This window comes from Streptomyces sp. NBC_01460, from assembly GCF_036227405.1.
In the GTDB taxonomy this organism is placed as follows: Bacteria; Actinomycetota; Actinomycetes; order Streptomycetales; family Streptomycetaceae; genus Streptomyces.
This window is the reverse complement of the sequence record NZ_CP109473.1, coordinates 4,151,833-4,165,174: the sequence shown is the minus strand read 5'-3', so window position 1 is coordinate 4,165,174 and position 13,342 is coordinate 4,151,833. Positions and strand designations below refer to the sequence as shown.

The window sequence follows — 13,342 nt, the reverse complement described above, 5'->3', positions numbered from 1 at the left end:
CGATGCCCGAGAACGCCGGGGCCCGGCAGAACAGCAGAACAGCAGGCCCGAGAACGCCGGGGCCCGGCACACGTGCTGTGTGCCGGGCCCCGTGCGTACCGCGTTCGGTGGACTCGGGTTTCTACAGGTACGGGCCGGAGCGAGCCGGTCCGTGTGGATCGGCTCCGCCTTCCTCGTCCTCGTGGCCGGCACCCGGCGGAAGGGCGCGACGCATGGACTCCAGCTGCGCACGGGCAGCCATCTGCTGGGCGAACAGCGCTGTCTGAATGCCGTGGAAGAGGCCCTCGAGCCAACCGACCAGCTGGGCCTGCGCGATGCGCAGCTCGGCCTCGGACGGGACGGACTCCTCGGTGAACGGCAGCGAGAGCCGTTCCAGCTCCTCCACGAGCTCCGGCGCCAGACCGTCCTCGAGCTCCTTCACCGAGCTCGCGTGGATCTCCTTCAGCCTGACCCGGCTCGCCTCGTCGAGAGGGGCCGCCCTGACCTCCTCCAGAAGCTGCTTGATCATGCTGCCGATGCGCATGACCTTCGCCGGCTGCTCGACCATCTCCGTCACCGGGATCTCGCGCGACTCGTCGCCACCGCCACCGCCGCCGATAGCCATTCCGTCCTGCCCCACAACGAGGACTTGGGGGTGCTCCTGCGACCGTTCATTCCTCGGCATCTCCATGGCGCCATTGTCTCGCACACGGGCATCGTCACATGGTGGTGCCCCCGGAACGGGTTGATCACTCCCTTCCGGGGACACGACGAGCCCCGAAAACCGCTCAGCGGCAGGTTGTCCGTGTCACCCCGCGCGCCGCGCCAGGGACAGCCGCGACCCGGCGAACGCGGCGGCCAGCAGTCCGGCCAGCACGGGGACGACCAAGGTCAGGAGCCCGATGGTCTCCCACGGCAGCACGACGGGCGTGTACGCGGAGTCCATGGGCTGCTCCCGCATGGCGGCCGTCGCCTCGCGCAGGTCGACGAGCCGCAGTGCCACCGCCGGGACGACCCCTGCCGCCGTGCCGAGCAGGACCCCGGTGAGCGCGACCACCAGGCACTGGAATCCGGAGAGCGAGCGTCGTACGCCGGGCGGGGCTCCCACCGCGCTGAGCGTGGTGAGGTCGGCCTCCGCGTCCGCCTTGGCGAGACCGGTGGTGATGGCGGCGGCGCCCAGGGTGACGACGCCCGCGAACAGCGCGAGGAACAGCAGGATCACGTCCTCGTCATTCCTCTCCATGGGGTTCTCGGTCTGCAGGTAGACCCCGTCACCGGCCCGGGTGAACGCGGCTGACACGGCTTGCGACTCGGCGTCCGTCGGCGTGTGCGCGACGGTGTAGACGGTCCCGTAGTCCGCCGTGTGCAGGCCGAGCCGGTCCGCTGTCCGCTGCGGGAGGATCATGCGGATCCCAGGGGTGGCGGCGTACTTCGCGGGCGCGACGTACACCTTCAGCCGGTCGGTGGTGGCCTCGGCCTTGCCCGGGTGGAGCCTGCGGTTCTCCTTGTCGCGCTCGTTGTACGTGTGGACGGCCTTGAGCGTGACCCGGCCGTCCTGCGCGTACGCCGAGTTGAGCAGCACGGGAGTCCCGGCAGCCAGGGCGTCGGCCGCCGCCGGGTCGTCGAGTCCCACGTACGACCTGAGCAGCGAGGCGTCCCCCACGGCGATGTCGCTGTCACCCGTGGTGAGGGCCTGCGCGGTCGTGTACTCGTCGACGCAGGCGGGGGAGCTCATCAGCTCCTTGTGTTCCTGGGCGGAGAGGCCCTCGGCGAGCTTCCTGGCACCCGCTCCCTGGAGGGGACAGCTGTGGCCCTTGCCGGTCGGCTTGACCAGTTCGAGGGTGCCGCAGCTGTTCTCGTCCTCGTAGTAGACGGTGCAGTCGGATCCGGCCCAGACGCGCCGGATGTCGGCGCGACCGCCGGTGACCGCGAGATTCCGTTCCGCGGCGGACCGGGCGAGGGGAAGCTGGTCGGCGGCGGCAGGCTCGGAGGCCACGAGCGCCACCGTGCCCGGGGTGAGGGAGCGCAGGCGGTCGTAGTCGTGTTCCGCCTGGACGCTGGTGGTGTACGTGGCGATGGCGACGGTGCCCGCCACCGCGGCCATGACGGCCGCGACCGCCGGTGCCGTACGCCCTCGGTTGCGGGCCGCGTCGCGCAGCGCCATGCGGGGGGAGAGGGGCAGCCGGGTGCCGAGCCGCCCGAGGAGGCCGACGATCACGGGGATGCAGGCGAGCACCCCGAGTTCGGCGACCACCGAACCGCCGGCGACGAACCGGGTGTCGCCGGTCGTGCCGCCGTACACGGCGACCGCGACACCGCCCGTCAGTGCCACGCCGCCCACGAGGGGCAGGACGCGTGAGCTCCGGCGTGTCCCGCGGCGTCCGGTGAGCGATTCGAGCACCGACTGCCTGCCGGCGACGACCGCCGGTGCCAGAGCCGCCAGGACGCCGGTGACGAGGCCGATGACGGCGATCCCCAGCAGCTCCCAGGGGCGGATGTCGAGCTCGCCGAAGCGGCTTCCGGTCCAGCCCTCGATCATCGGACGGAACAGCACGGTGAGGCCGATGCCGGCGGCGACACCGGTCACGGCGCCGACCGCGCCGAGTACCAGACCCCCCGCCAGCACGACAGCCCGTACCTGGCTCCGGTCGCCGCCGCAGGTGCCGACGAGGCCGAGCTGCCGCCGTGAGCGCCTCGCACCGACGGCGAACGCGGGGCCGGCCAGCAGGACGATCTCCAGGACCGCCATGGCGACGACGGTCACCACCGCCGCGCTGAGCTCCGCAGAGCTCTCCGTGAAGGACATGGCCTCGTGCGCGAGCAGCGGGACCTCGGAGTCCGGGGGCGGATCGAGAGCTACCTGGCGGGACAGCACCAGGACACCCTTCTCGTTGGCCCTGAGCACGTCCGGCCAGGAGATGCCGGCACCGGCGGGGCTCCTCACGAGCCAGGTCATGTCGCCGGGGTAGGGAGGGACGATCTTCTCGTCACGGCCGGCCGCCACCTTCCACGGGGCGATCACCGCTCCCGGGTCGGCGTACAAGGCGCTCTTGTCGAGGTCCCCGGGCAGTTCGACGCTGCCCGTGATCGTGTACGTCCGCCCGGGGCCGCTCAGTGTCGTGCGGGAGCCGACACCGAGTCCGGCGGACTCCAGGAAGTGCACGGTCGCGACGACCTCCCCCTCGCCGTGCGGATACGCCCCGTCGACCAGGCCGAGCTTGCCCCGGACCGCCGGATCGGAGGTGCGCAGTTCCACGATCTCGGTGTTGACGACCCCGTGCCGGGTGGTGACCACGGCGGGAACGGACTGCTCGGAGAGGTACCGCGCACCCTTCGGGAAGGTGGCCGGCACATCGACGGGTCTGCGCTCGTCCTCGCCCGGGATCTCGGGGGCGCCGTCAGGAGTGCCCCATGTGCCGGCGTCGGGCATCTGCTCCAGGGGGACGGCCCCGATGCCCGCCGAACTGAACACGGCGTCCGCCGACCCCATCCGTGCCGTCAGGTCCTCGGCGACGGTGGGCGAGGAACTGCGGTACGTGACGTCGGCCGCCGTCACACCGAGAACCGGCAGCGCGATCATCGAGAGGACGAGTGCGCTGCGGCCCTTCGCGCGGAGGGCGTCGCGCCGGGCGATCCGAAGGGCGGCGCGCCACCCGGTGAGGACGCTCACTCGGCACCTTCGGCGGCGAGCAGGGATTCGGCGGAGGTGGCCACCGTCTGGTCCACGATCGACCCGTCCCGGAGGAAGACCACCCGGTCCGCCCAGGCCGCGTACCGGGGTTCGTGCGTCACCATCACGCCGGCGGCGCCCTGGTCGCAGCGGTTCCGGAGCAGGGCGAGCACGGCTTCGCCCGTCTCCGAGTCGAGCGCTCCGGTCGGTTCGTCGGCGAGCACGAGGCGGCGGTCGCCCACGAGGGCGCGGGCGATGGCGACGCGCTGCTGCTGGCCACCGGACATCTCGTCCGGGAAGCGGTCGGCGACGTCAGCGAGGTGCATCTCCTCCAGGGAGGCCATGGCCTCCTTGCGGGCCTTGCGTACGGAGACGCCGTCGAGCTCGCGCGGCAGGGCGATGTTCTCCGCCGCGGTGAGGGCGGGGATCAGGTTGTAGTCCTGGAAGACGTAGCCGACGCTGCGCCGGCGCAGACGGGCGAGGCCCTTGCGGCCGAGCGTGGAGATGTCCTGGCCCTCGATGACGACCTGGCCGCCGGTCGCGGTGTCGAGGCCGCCCGCCAGCGTCAGGAGCGTGGACTTGCCCGAGCCGGAGGGGCCCATCACGGCGACGAGCTCACCGGTGTGGACGGACAGGCTGATGCCACGCAGGGCGTGCACCTCGGCGATACCGGAGCCGTGGGTGCGGGTCAGGTCCCTCAGCTCGAGGACGGGGGCGTCCACGGGGAGGCCGTGCGACGGTGCGGGAAAGGACGAGGACATGATGAGCTGTTCCCCCCTGAGAACGGTGGACGGGACGAGCCACGCCCGGAGCGGCGGGGCTCGACATGGGTCAGCGGCGGGTGGACGGACGCGAGGCGGCGGACCGCGTGCCCTCCCGGCCCGTGGAGGCGGCGGGCTCGGTCGCGGCGGCCGCGGCGAGGCGCACGAGGCGGGACTCGCAGTGGTCCAGCCAGCGGGCCTCCGCCTCGGCCTGGAAGATCAGCTGCTCCACCACGAGGAGCCAGGCGACGTCGTCACGGTCGGCCGGTACGTCGGCGAGAGCCTGGGCCTTCAGCCGGGTGTAGTCCTGCATCGCCTTCAACGTGTGGCTCCGCTGGGACTGGATGACGGCGCGGATGTCGACCCCGGGTGCGCCGACCGCCATCGCCAGCTTGATCGCCAGCTCGTCGCGGGGAGGGTTGCTGCGGTCGACGGGAGTCCCGAACCAGCTCCTCAGCTCGCCGCGTCCGTCCTCGGTGATCGCGTAGAGCGCGTGGCCCGCGTCGTCCTCGCCGTCCTGGGTGACCATGCCGTCGCGTTCCAGGCGGCTGAGGGTCGTGTAGACCTGACCGATGTTCAGCGGCCAGGTGGAGCCCGTGCGGGACTCGAATTCGGTGCGGAGCCGGGAGCCGTACCGCGGCCCCCGCTCCAGGAGGGCCAGCAGCCCGTGACGGATCGACATACTGAGTATGTATACCCGGTATGCCGCTGCCCGCAAGTGTCCCCGGCCGGAGCGCTGCGACGGGGTGGGCGTCAGCCGGTGCGGCGCATACGGAACGCCAGGAACGCCAGGCCCAGCCCCACCATGGCGATTCCGGTGCCGAGCGAGACGTCCCGCACCTGCCGCAGAGCCGGCTCGTCCAGTGCCTGTCGCTGCCGCCGCCGTTCGGTCTCCCCGGGCTCCGGGAACGCCCCGGGCGGCGGCGTGAACGCCGGAACCCCGACGGTGTCCGGATCCGGCGGCATCGCGTCCGCCGCGGCCTCGGACTCCGCGGCCTCCAGGGGGGAGAGGGCCCTGCCCGGCCGTGCCCGCCCCTCCGCTGCCTGCCGCCCGGCCAGAGGTGACTCCTGGGCGGAGCCGGGGCTGCTCGAAGGCGACGAGGAAGGCGAGGGTGAGGAAGAGGGCTTCGCGTGCGCCAGGTGCCCCGTACGGGACGAGGCGGCCCCGTGGTCGCCGCCGGCCCAGCCGTGAGCCCGGGCATCGGCCCCTGCGTCGTGGGCCCAGGAGGAGGGCCCGAGCGCCACGCCGACCGCCGTCACCAGGCAGGCGACGCACCGTGACGACCGTGAAGCCGTGAGTCCTCGAGGCATGGGATCAGCGTCACACGCACCGAAATGTCCGGCATCCCGAACGTCACCGGCGGCCGCATGCCGAACGCCACGTGCGGTCGCACGCCGGCCCGCACGCGACCGGCGGTGACACCCGGCGGAAGCCGCAGGACGTCACCGCAGGGCGAAGGACGTCACCGCAGGGCGAACCGGAAGAGGGTGCCGGTCAGGCAGGGTCGCCCGTCGCGATCCGCAGCTCGAAGTGGGCGCCCCGCTCGGGCACGGCCGTGCCCGTCGTCGGGAACTGGTCGATGACCTGGTCCTCGGCGTAGGTGTTGCCCTCCACCTTGATCTCCTTGATCGTCCAGCCTGCGGCCTGGGCGCACGCCTTCGCGGAGCGGATGTCCTTGTAGACGAAGTTCGGCGCCTGGACCTTCGCCGGGTCGTCCGAGTCCTCCATGGGGTCGGTGCAGTCCTCCTCGTCCATCGTCCGGTTCCGCTCCGGGGGCTTGTGCTCCCCGGCCACGGCGGACTCGCTGGAGCTGGGATCGCCACCCTTGCCGGACTCGTCGTCCTGCATGCTCAGGAAGGTGACCAGGCCGCCGATCGCGACCAGCGCGACCACGATCGCCCCGATCACGACGGGCATGTTCGACTTGGAGCCGCTGCCGCCGGACCCCGGCGACGTCTGCGGGGACATGGTGTACGGCGGCGGTGTCCGGTGTCCCAGGGGTCCCGGGGTGCCGTACGGCTGTGCGGCCTGCGGGTAGCCGTAGCCGGGCGTGGGAGCCGGGGTCGGGGCGCCGTAGGGGCCGGGCTGGTGCTGCTGGTGGGGGTGCGGCTGATACGGCGTCTGCACGCTGTGCGGTGCCGGTGTGGCCTGGTCGACGGGCGGGAAGACCGCCGACCCGACGCCCGAGCCGCTGTTCGCCGGGGAGCTCCCGCTGACGATCACGGGGGCGCCCGAGGTGGTGCTCGCGCCGAGAACGCGCGCGATCTCGTCCTGCATCGCGGCGGCGCTCGGGAAGCGCTCGTTCGGGTTCTTTTTCAGCGCGCGGGCGACGAGGGCGTCCATCGCGGGGGTGATCGACCGGTTGATGGTCGAGGGGGCGACCGGCTCCTCCTGCACGTGCGCGTACGCGATGGCCAGGGGCGAGTCCGCGTCGAACGGGATGCGTCCCGTGAGCAGCTGGAAGAGCATGATGCCGACCGAGTACAGGTCGGACCGCGCGTCGACGCCGCGGCCGAGCGCCTGCTCGGGCGAGAGGTACTGCGGTGTGCCGACGACCATGCCGGTCTGCGTCATCGAGGTGACGCCCGACTGCATGGCCCGGGCGATGCCGAAGTCCATGACCTTGACGACGCCGCGCCTGGTCATCATCACGTTGCCGGGCTTGATGTCGCGGTGGACCAGGCCCATCTCGTGGCTGGTCTCCAGGGCGGCGAGCACATCGGCCGTGACCTTGAGCGCCTTCTCGGCCGGCATCGCGCCGTACTGCTGGATGTCCGACTGGAGCACGGAGCCGAGCGGCTGCCCCTCGACGTACTCCATGACGATGTACGGCATCAGCGCGCCGCCGAGCTCGTCCTCGCCCGTGTCGAACACCGAGACGATGTTGGTGTGCTGGAGCTTGGCGACGGCCTGCGCCTCGCGCCGGAAGCGCTCGCGGAAGGACTGCTCGCGCCCCAGCTCGGTGTGCAGCGTCTTGATGGCGACCTGGCGGTCGAGGGCGGAGTCGTACGCGAGGTAGACGGACGCCATGCCGCCCTCGCCGAGCAGGTCGCGCAGCTGGTAGCGGCCGCCGGCCACGGAACCGCCCGCGTAGCGCCCCTGTGCGCCGTCGTGGCTCATGACTTGCATCCCCCTCGGCGCCCGACGGACGCGATCATCCTTATGACGGGCCAAGTCTGCCCGAGGGGTACGACACGTCAAGCCGGGTGCCCGTTCCGTGACCCTACGCACAAGAAGCGTCTCGGAAGCGTTACAGGAAGCGCATGGAATTTGCGCGGACGGCGCGCGAGCCGATTGGATGGCCCGTCACTCTGGAAACCGGTGTGTCGGGCAGAGCCTGTAGCGTGACGTGGCAATGCAGCAAGGCACCGTGAGAACCCGCGGACGCGCGGACAGAAACGACGGCGAGGACTGATGGCACCCGAATCCGAAGCAAACGGCGGCGGAGTTTCGGATGGCACCGACTCCTGGGGTGTCGGCGGTGTGGTCGGAGACGGCCGTTACCGCATGACCCACCGGCTCGGCCGCGGCGGCATGGCCGAGGTCTACGCCGCGGAGGACGTCCGTCTGGGACGCACGGTGGCGGTGAAACTGCTCCGTTCCGACCTTGCCGAGGACCCGGTCTCCAAGGCCCGCTTCACGCGAGAGGCACAGTCGGTCGCGGGGCTGAACCACCACGCGATCGTCGCCGTGTACGACTCCGGTGAGGACGTCGTGGGCGGGTCGACCGTCCCGTACATCGTGATGGAGCTCGTCGAGGGCAACACCATCCGCGACCTGCTGCTCGAGGCGGAGGCGCCGCCCCCCGAGCAGGCGCTGATCATCGTCTCGGGCGTCCTGGAGGCCCTGGCCTACTCCCACCAGCACGGCATCGTGCACCGTGACATCAAGCCGGCGAACGTGATCATCACGCACTCCGGCGCGGTCAAGGTGATGGACTTCGGCATCGCCCGCGCGCTGCACGGCGCCCAGTCGACGATGACCCAGACCGGCATGGTCATGGGCACGCCCCAGTACCTCTCCCCGGAGCAGGCGCTCGGCAAGGCGGTCGACCACCGCTCCGACCTGTACGCCACCGGCTGCCTGCTCTACGAACTGCTCGCCCTGCGGCCCCCGTTCACGGGTGAGACCCCCCTCTCGGTGGTCTACCAGCACGTCCAGGACATGCCGGTCCCGCCCTCCCGGACGGCCGGATCCGTCCCGCCGGAGCTGGACGGGCTCGTCATGCGGTCCCTGGCGAAGGACCCGGACGACCGGTTCCAGAGCGCCGAGGAGATGCGCGGCCTCGTCCAGTACAGCCTGCAGATGCTGCAGGTCCAGGGCGGGCACACGGGCACGTGGAACACCGGCCCGGTCAACGCGCACGACGCCGGCCACACGGCGGCGATGGGCATGGGCGGGGGCACGGCGGCCATGGGGTACCCCACGCACGGGGACACCTCGCAGGGCCCGATCCTGCCGCCCATGAACCCGGACGACGGGGCGTACGCCGGCGGCCATCACAACGGCGGCGGCCGCGGCAAGATGTGGCTGTTCGTCCTGCTCGCGCTGATCGCGATCGGCGCGGGTGTCGCGTTCGCCCTCAACGCGGCGGACGACAGCGGCAAAAAGAAGTCCCCGACGTCGCCCTCCACCTCGGTCTCCCCTTCGTCGACCCCTTCCTCGGCGGAGCCCACGGACGAGGAGACGGAGGAGACCGAGGAGCCGGACAGCTCCTCGGGCGGCCAGACGTGGGAGACGAAGGAGCCGACGTGGACTCCGACGAACGAACCGACGGAGCCGACGGAGAAGCCGACGGTGACGCCCACGTCACCTGACCCGGGTACGAGCGACGGCGGCAGCACGACGACGGACGGCGGCACGGGTGACGACGGTGGTGCCGCGGACGGCGGCACCGATGACGGCGGCACCGGCGACGACGCGGGTACGACGACGGAGGGCACCACGGCAGGGACCCCGGCCGGTACCGCGGCGGGTGCCGCCGCGGGAACGGCGGGCACCACCACCGGGGAGTGACGACGGCGGGCACACGGGACGAGGGCCCCGCTCACCGCGAGGTGGCGAGCGTCCTCACCCCGTGAAGGCCTCGTCCACCGCCTCGTACTCGCGTGTCCACCACACCGCCAGGGCCGACACCGCAGGGAACTGCGGGTCGGCCCTGCGGTCGTGGAGGCGGTAGCGCCAGCGAAGTATCCAGAAGTCGTTGAGGCGTTCCCACCACACCCGGTGCACCGCGGCCGCCAGCTCGGCCGCCCCGGCGCCCGCAGCACGCCGGTACGCGCGGGCGTACGCCCGCACCTTCTCCAGTGCCAGCTCCCCGTCCGGCCGGACGAAGAAGATCGCCGCGGCGCGTACGGCCTCCTCCGCGCGCGGCTGCACGCCGAGCCGGTCCCAGTCCACGATCGCCACCGGGTCGGCACCCCGGTAGAGCAGGTTCAGCGGGTGGAAGTCACCGTGCACCCATCCCCTGGCGGAACCCTCGGGCGTCGGCGGCCGGCGGTCGGCGTGCCGCTCCAGCAGGGCGCGGCGTTCGACGAGGCGGTGGACGGCGAGCTCGTCGAAGGCGTCCCGCGGGCCCGGGCGCCGCGCGGCCGTCAGCAGCTCGTCGATCAGCGTGAACGTGTCGGCGGGGTCGGGGCTCGTGCCCTGGCCCCGTGCCGGAGGCGGCGGGTCCGCCTCCATGACCTGTTCCAGGCCCATGTGTACGGCCCCGAGGAGCGCCCCGAGCCTGCGCGACTGGGCGGTCGTCAGCTGCGCGCCGTCACGGTGGAGGCCGTCCACCCACCGGTGCAGGGCGTAGTGCTCGCCCTCGATCACCGTGACCGTGTCACCGTGTGTGTCCGCGAGGGGAGGGGCCACCGGCACGCCGAGGGAGTGCAGCTGCTGGGTCGCCCGGTGCTGCCGGACGATCGTGGCGTGATCACCGGAGGCGTCGTCGAGGTGGTGCTTGTCGAGGTGGTGTTTGAGGAAGTACGAGCCCCGGGTGGTGGACACGCGGTAGCCGTGGTTGAGCAGGCCCTTGCTGAGAGGTTCGCAGGCCAGGGGCTCACCGGCGTCGGGGTAGCGGCGCAGGACCTCGCCGACCGGAGGGACAGGCGGAAGGGTCACAGATGAGCGCAGCACTCGCCACATGTTAGGTGACGCTGCGTGTCCGGCCTGACGGACTTGCGTCGAAGGTCAGAGTGTGCATATGGGCGAGGTGCGGATCGAGCCTGAGGTAGACCGGATCGAAGTGTTCGCCGTTCACGTCGGAGGGGCCGGTCCCGAAGCGCTCGCGCTGGTCGGAGGCCGGATGCACGCGCTCGACGGGGCCGGTGAACTGCACCGACCAGAGGTCCTCCCCGCCCTCGGGCGCCGGGGCGTTGAAGTTGTCCGCCCCGTAGGCGATGACGCTCCCGTCGCAGGACTCGTGGAAGCCGAGCCCCCGGTGCATCCGCAGGACCACGCTGCCCTCGATCACCAGGTGCCGGGCCACGGCCAGGAAGGGCAGGGCCCGGACACTCATGGCCAGCCGGCCGTAGCGGACGCTGCCGAGCAGTTCGATCGCGCGGAGCTTCTCCGCTGCGGAGGAGGCCGGGGTGCCGGAGCCTGTCACGGTTCCGGTGTCGGAGGGGCGGGAGGAGAGCATGCGTCCCACTCTCCGACACGCGTAGGAGCCGTGTAAGGGTCCGCCGCCCCCGACGGGCCGGGACCAAAGTCCCTGCCGGACCGGGCGGGGCCGCCCCTCGCAGGCCCGCTCAGCGCTTCTCCCCCGCCGGCCGGCTCAGCGCTTCTCGGCCTGGAGCCTCGCCACGTACGCCGCGGCCTGGGAGCGCCGCTCCATGCCCAGCTTGGACAGCAGGCTGGAGACGTAGTTCTTGATGGTCTTCTCGGCGAGGTGCAGACGTTCGCCGATCACCCGGTTCGTCAGCCCCTCGCCGATCAGGTCGAGGATCTTGCGCTCCTGGTCGGTCAGGCCCGCGAGCCGTTCGTCGCCCTTGCCGTCCTTGCCCTCGCGCAGCCGCTCCAGCACGCGTGCCGTGGCCGCGGGGTCCAGGAGGGACTTGCCGGCCGCCACGTCGCGCACGGCGCCGAGCAGCTCGTTGCCCCGGATGGCCTTCAGGACGTACCCCGAGGCGCCCGCCATGATCGCGTCGAAGAGGGCCTCGTCGTCGGCGTACGAGGTGAGCATCAGGCACTTGATGCTCTCGTCCCTCGAGCGGACCTCGCGGCAGACCTCCACCCCGCTGCCGTCCGGCAGCCGCACGTCCAGCACGGCGACGTCGGGCCGGGTCGCCGGGATGCGTGCGAGCGCGTCCGCCGCCGTTCCGGCCTCGCCGACGACCTCGATGTCCTCCTCGGACGACAGCAGCTCGTGGACGCCGCGCCGGACGACTTCGTGATCATCGAGCAGGAATACCGTGATTTTTCCTTCTTCGCGCACATTCGCAGTCTCACACACTCCTTTCCCGTCCGCCCTTCCCTGGGGCTTGCGGCCGGGATAACGTGCCGTTGTTCCGGCCGCCTGCCAGGCCGTTACCGGTGCTGTGACCAGCGGGAGTTCGGGTTTTTCGCGATTTACTTGGAAATCCAAGCAAAATTGCAGGTCACAGGGTGTTTCGCAGTTATGCGGTGCACTGGGTAACGTGCGTATGACAGGACGCTCGCCGGGGCACCTGTCACGCCTGTTCCGGCCGAGTGGCACCCACCCCGTGCACGGGTCCGGACACAGGCGAGCCGCACTGGTTCCCGGCCATCCCGGGGGCCGGACCGACGGAGGAGCACGCACGTGACCGTGGAGAGCACTGCCGCGCGCAAACCGCGACGCAGCAGCAAGCGGACCAGCGCCGCGAAGACGCCCGCGCAGACGCCGGAGGGCTCCGGCCCCCAGCTGGTGCAGCTGCTGACGCCCGAGGGCGAGCGCGTCGAACACCCGGACTACGAGATCGACCTGAGCGCGGACGAGCTCCGGGGCCTCTACCGGGACATGGTCCTGACCCGCCGCTTCGACGCCGAGGCCACCGCGCTGCAGCGGCAGGGCGAGCTGGGCCTGTGGGCGTCCCTGCTGGGCCAGGAGGCCGCGCAGATCGGCTCCGGCCGGGCGCTGCGCGACGACGACTACGTCTTCCCGACCTACCGCGAGCACGGTGTCGCCTGGTGCCGCGGCGTCGACCCGACCAATCTGCTCGGGATGTTCCGCGGTGTGAACCACGGTGGCTGGGACCCCAACACCAACAACTTCCACCTCTACACGATCGTCATCGGCTCGCAGACCCTGCACGCCACGGGCTACGCCATGGGCATCGCCAAGGACGGCGCGGACTCGGCGGTCGTCGCGTACTTCGGTGACGGCGCGTCCAGCCAGGGCGACGTGGCGGAGGCGTTCACCTTCTCCGCCGTCTACAACGCCCCCGTCGTGTTCTTCTGCCAGAACAACCAGTGGGCGATCTCCGAGCCGACCGAGAAGCAGACGCGCGTGCCGCTCTACCAGCGCGCGCAGGGCTTCGGTTTCCCCGGTGTCCGGGTCGACGGCAACGACGTACTGGCGTGCCTGGCCGTCACCAGGTCGGCGCTGGAGCGTGCCCGCCGGGGCGAGGGCCCGACCCTCGTCGAGGCGTTCACCTACCGGATGGGCGCCCACACCACCTCGGACGACCCGACCAAGTACCGGGCGGACGAGGAGCGGGCGGCCTGGGAGGCCAAGGACCCGATCCTGCGGCTGCGCACGTATCTGGAGAAGCAGGAGCTCGCCGACGCCGCGTACTTCACCGCGCTGGACGAGGAGAGCGAGACCCTCGGCAAGCGGGTGCGTGACGTGGTGCGGGCCATGCCCGACCCGGACCGGCTGGCGATCTTCGACCACGCCTACGCCGACGGCAACCCGCTCGTCGACGAGGAGCGCGCCCAGTTCGCCGCCTACCAGGCATCGTTCGCCGAGGAGGGCAACTAGCC

Annotated in this window: 11 protein-coding genes; 2 read left to right on the top strand and 9 right to left on the bottom strand. The window is 71.7% G+C overall.

The annotated features are described in order from the left end of the window. Window positions 1-121 precede the first annotated feature (121 nt). The 6 genes from OG488_RS18510 to OG488_RS18485 all read right to left on the bottom strand — a co-directional run bounded on the left by OG488_RS18510 (window position 122) and on the right by OG488_RS18485 (window position 7,531). Window positions 122-670: a bacterial proteasome activator family protein gene (locus tag OG488_RS18510; protein ID WP_329230654.1), complete on the bottom strand. Its 549-nt coding sequence runs from the start codon at window positions 668-670 to the stop codon at window positions 122-124. Window positions 671-787: 117 nt separating this feature from the next. Next, window positions 788-3,649, bottom strand: coding sequence for an FtsX-like permease family protein (locus OG488_RS18505; protein WP_329230652.1), 2,862 nt, complete (start codon window positions 3,647-3,649; stop codon window positions 788-790). Beyond that, window positions 3,646-4,410: an ABC transporter ATP-binding protein gene (locus OG488_RS18500; protein ID WP_329230651.1), complete on the bottom strand. Its 765-nt coding sequence runs from the start codon at window positions 4,408-4,410 to the stop codon at window positions 3,646-3,648. The genes OG488_RS18505 and OG488_RS18500 overlap by 4 nt, the downstream gene beginning before the upstream one ends. Before the next feature lie 70 nt (window positions 4,411-4,480). Continuing rightward, a complete protein-coding gene (locus OG488_RS18495) occupies window positions 4,481-5,092 on the bottom strand; it encodes a PadR family transcriptional regulator (RefSeq protein WP_329230649.1) in 612 nt (203 codons plus the stop codon). Between the two features lie 71 nt (window positions 5,093-5,163). Further along, a complete protein-coding gene (locus OG488_RS18490) occupies window positions 5,164-5,721 on the bottom strand; it encodes a hypothetical protein (RefSeq protein ID WP_329230648.1) in 558 nt (185 codons plus the stop codon). A 184-nt stretch (window positions 5,722-5,905) separates the two neighbouring features. Beyond that, the gene (locus tag OG488_RS18485) at window positions 5,906-7,531 is read right to left on the bottom strand and encodes a protein kinase domain-containing protein (protein ID WP_329230646.1); all 1,626 of its coding nucleotides are present in this window, start codon (window positions 7,529-7,531) and stop codon (window positions 5,906-5,908) included. Window positions 7,532-7,825: 294 nt separating this feature from the next. On the opposite strand from OG488_RS18485, the gene OG488_RS18480 reads away from it, so the two are divergent. After that, a complete protein-coding gene (locus tag OG488_RS18480) occupies window positions 7,826-9,427 on the top strand; it encodes a protein kinase domain-containing protein (RefSeq protein WP_329230645.1) in 1,602 nt (533 codons plus the stop codon). Between the two features lie 54 nt (window positions 9,428-9,481). Here OG488_RS18480 and OG488_RS18475 read toward each other — a convergent pair whose 3' ends face one another. The 3 genes from OG488_RS18475 to OG488_RS18465 all read right to left on the bottom strand — a co-directional run bounded on the left by OG488_RS18475 (window position 9,482) and on the right by OG488_RS18465 (window position 11,834). Then, a complete protein-coding gene (locus OG488_RS18475; protein ID WP_329230643.1) occupies window positions 9,482-10,543 on the bottom strand; it encodes a phosphotransferase in 1,062 nt (353 codons plus the stop codon). Window position 10,544: 1 nt separating this feature from the next. Next, window positions 10,545-11,039: a pyridoxamine 5'-phosphate oxidase family protein gene (locus tag OG488_RS18470; protein WP_329230641.1), complete on the bottom strand. Its 495-nt coding sequence runs from the start codon at window positions 11,037-11,039 to the stop codon at window positions 10,545-10,547. 135 nt (window positions 11,040-11,174) lie between these two features. After that, window positions 11,175-11,834, bottom strand: coding sequence for a response regulator transcription factor (locus OG488_RS18465; RefSeq protein ID WP_329230640.1), 660 nt, complete (start codon window positions 11,832-11,834; stop codon window positions 11,175-11,177). A 345-nt stretch (window positions 11,835-12,179) separates the two neighbouring features. Here OG488_RS18465 and pdhA point away from each other — a divergent pair, with 345 nt between their 5' ends. Further along, the gene (gene pdhA, locus OG488_RS18460) at window positions 12,180-13,340 is read left to right on the top strand and encodes a pyruvate dehydrogenase (acetyl-transferring) E1 component subunit alpha (RefSeq protein WP_329230638.1); all 1,161 of its coding nucleotides are present in this window, start codon (window positions 12,180-12,182) and stop codon (window positions 13,338-13,340) included. The last annotated feature ends 2 nt before the right edge of the window (window positions 13,341-13,342 follow it).

Excerpts from the sequence above, each read along its gene's own strand:
- OG488_RS18480 (WP_329230645.1), top strand. The coding sequence starts at position 7,826 with ATGGCACCCGAATCCGAAGCAAACGGCGGCGGAGTTTCGGATGGCACC.
- OG488_RS18470 (WP_329230641.1), bottom strand. The coding sequence starts at position 11,039 with ATGCTCTCCTCCCGCCCCTCCGACACCGGAACCGTGACAGGCTCCGGC.
- OG488_RS18485 (WP_329230646.1), bottom strand. The coding sequence starts at position 7,531 with ATGAGCCACGACGGCGCACAGGGGCGCTACGCGGGCGGTTCCGTGGCC.
- OG488_RS18490 (WP_329230648.1), bottom strand. The coding sequence starts at position 5,721 with ATGCCTCGAGGACTCACGGCTTCACGGTCGTCACGGTGCGTCGCCTGC.
- OG488_RS18475 (WP_329230643.1), bottom strand. The coding sequence starts at position 10,543 with ATGTGGCGAGTGCTGCGCTCATCTGTGACCCTTCCGCCTGTCCCTCCG.
- OG488_RS18495 (WP_329230649.1), bottom strand. The coding sequence starts at position 5,092 with ATGTCGATCCGTCACGGGCTGCTGGCCCTCCTGGAGCGGGGGCCGCGG.
- OG488_RS18500 (WP_329230651.1), bottom strand. The coding sequence starts at position 4,410 with ATGTCCTCGTCCTTTCCCGCACCGTCGCACGGCCTCCCCGTGGACGCC.
- OG488_RS18510 (WP_329230654.1), bottom strand. The coding sequence starts at position 670 with ATGGAGATGCCGAGGAATGAACGGTCGCAGGAGCACCCCCAAGTCCTC.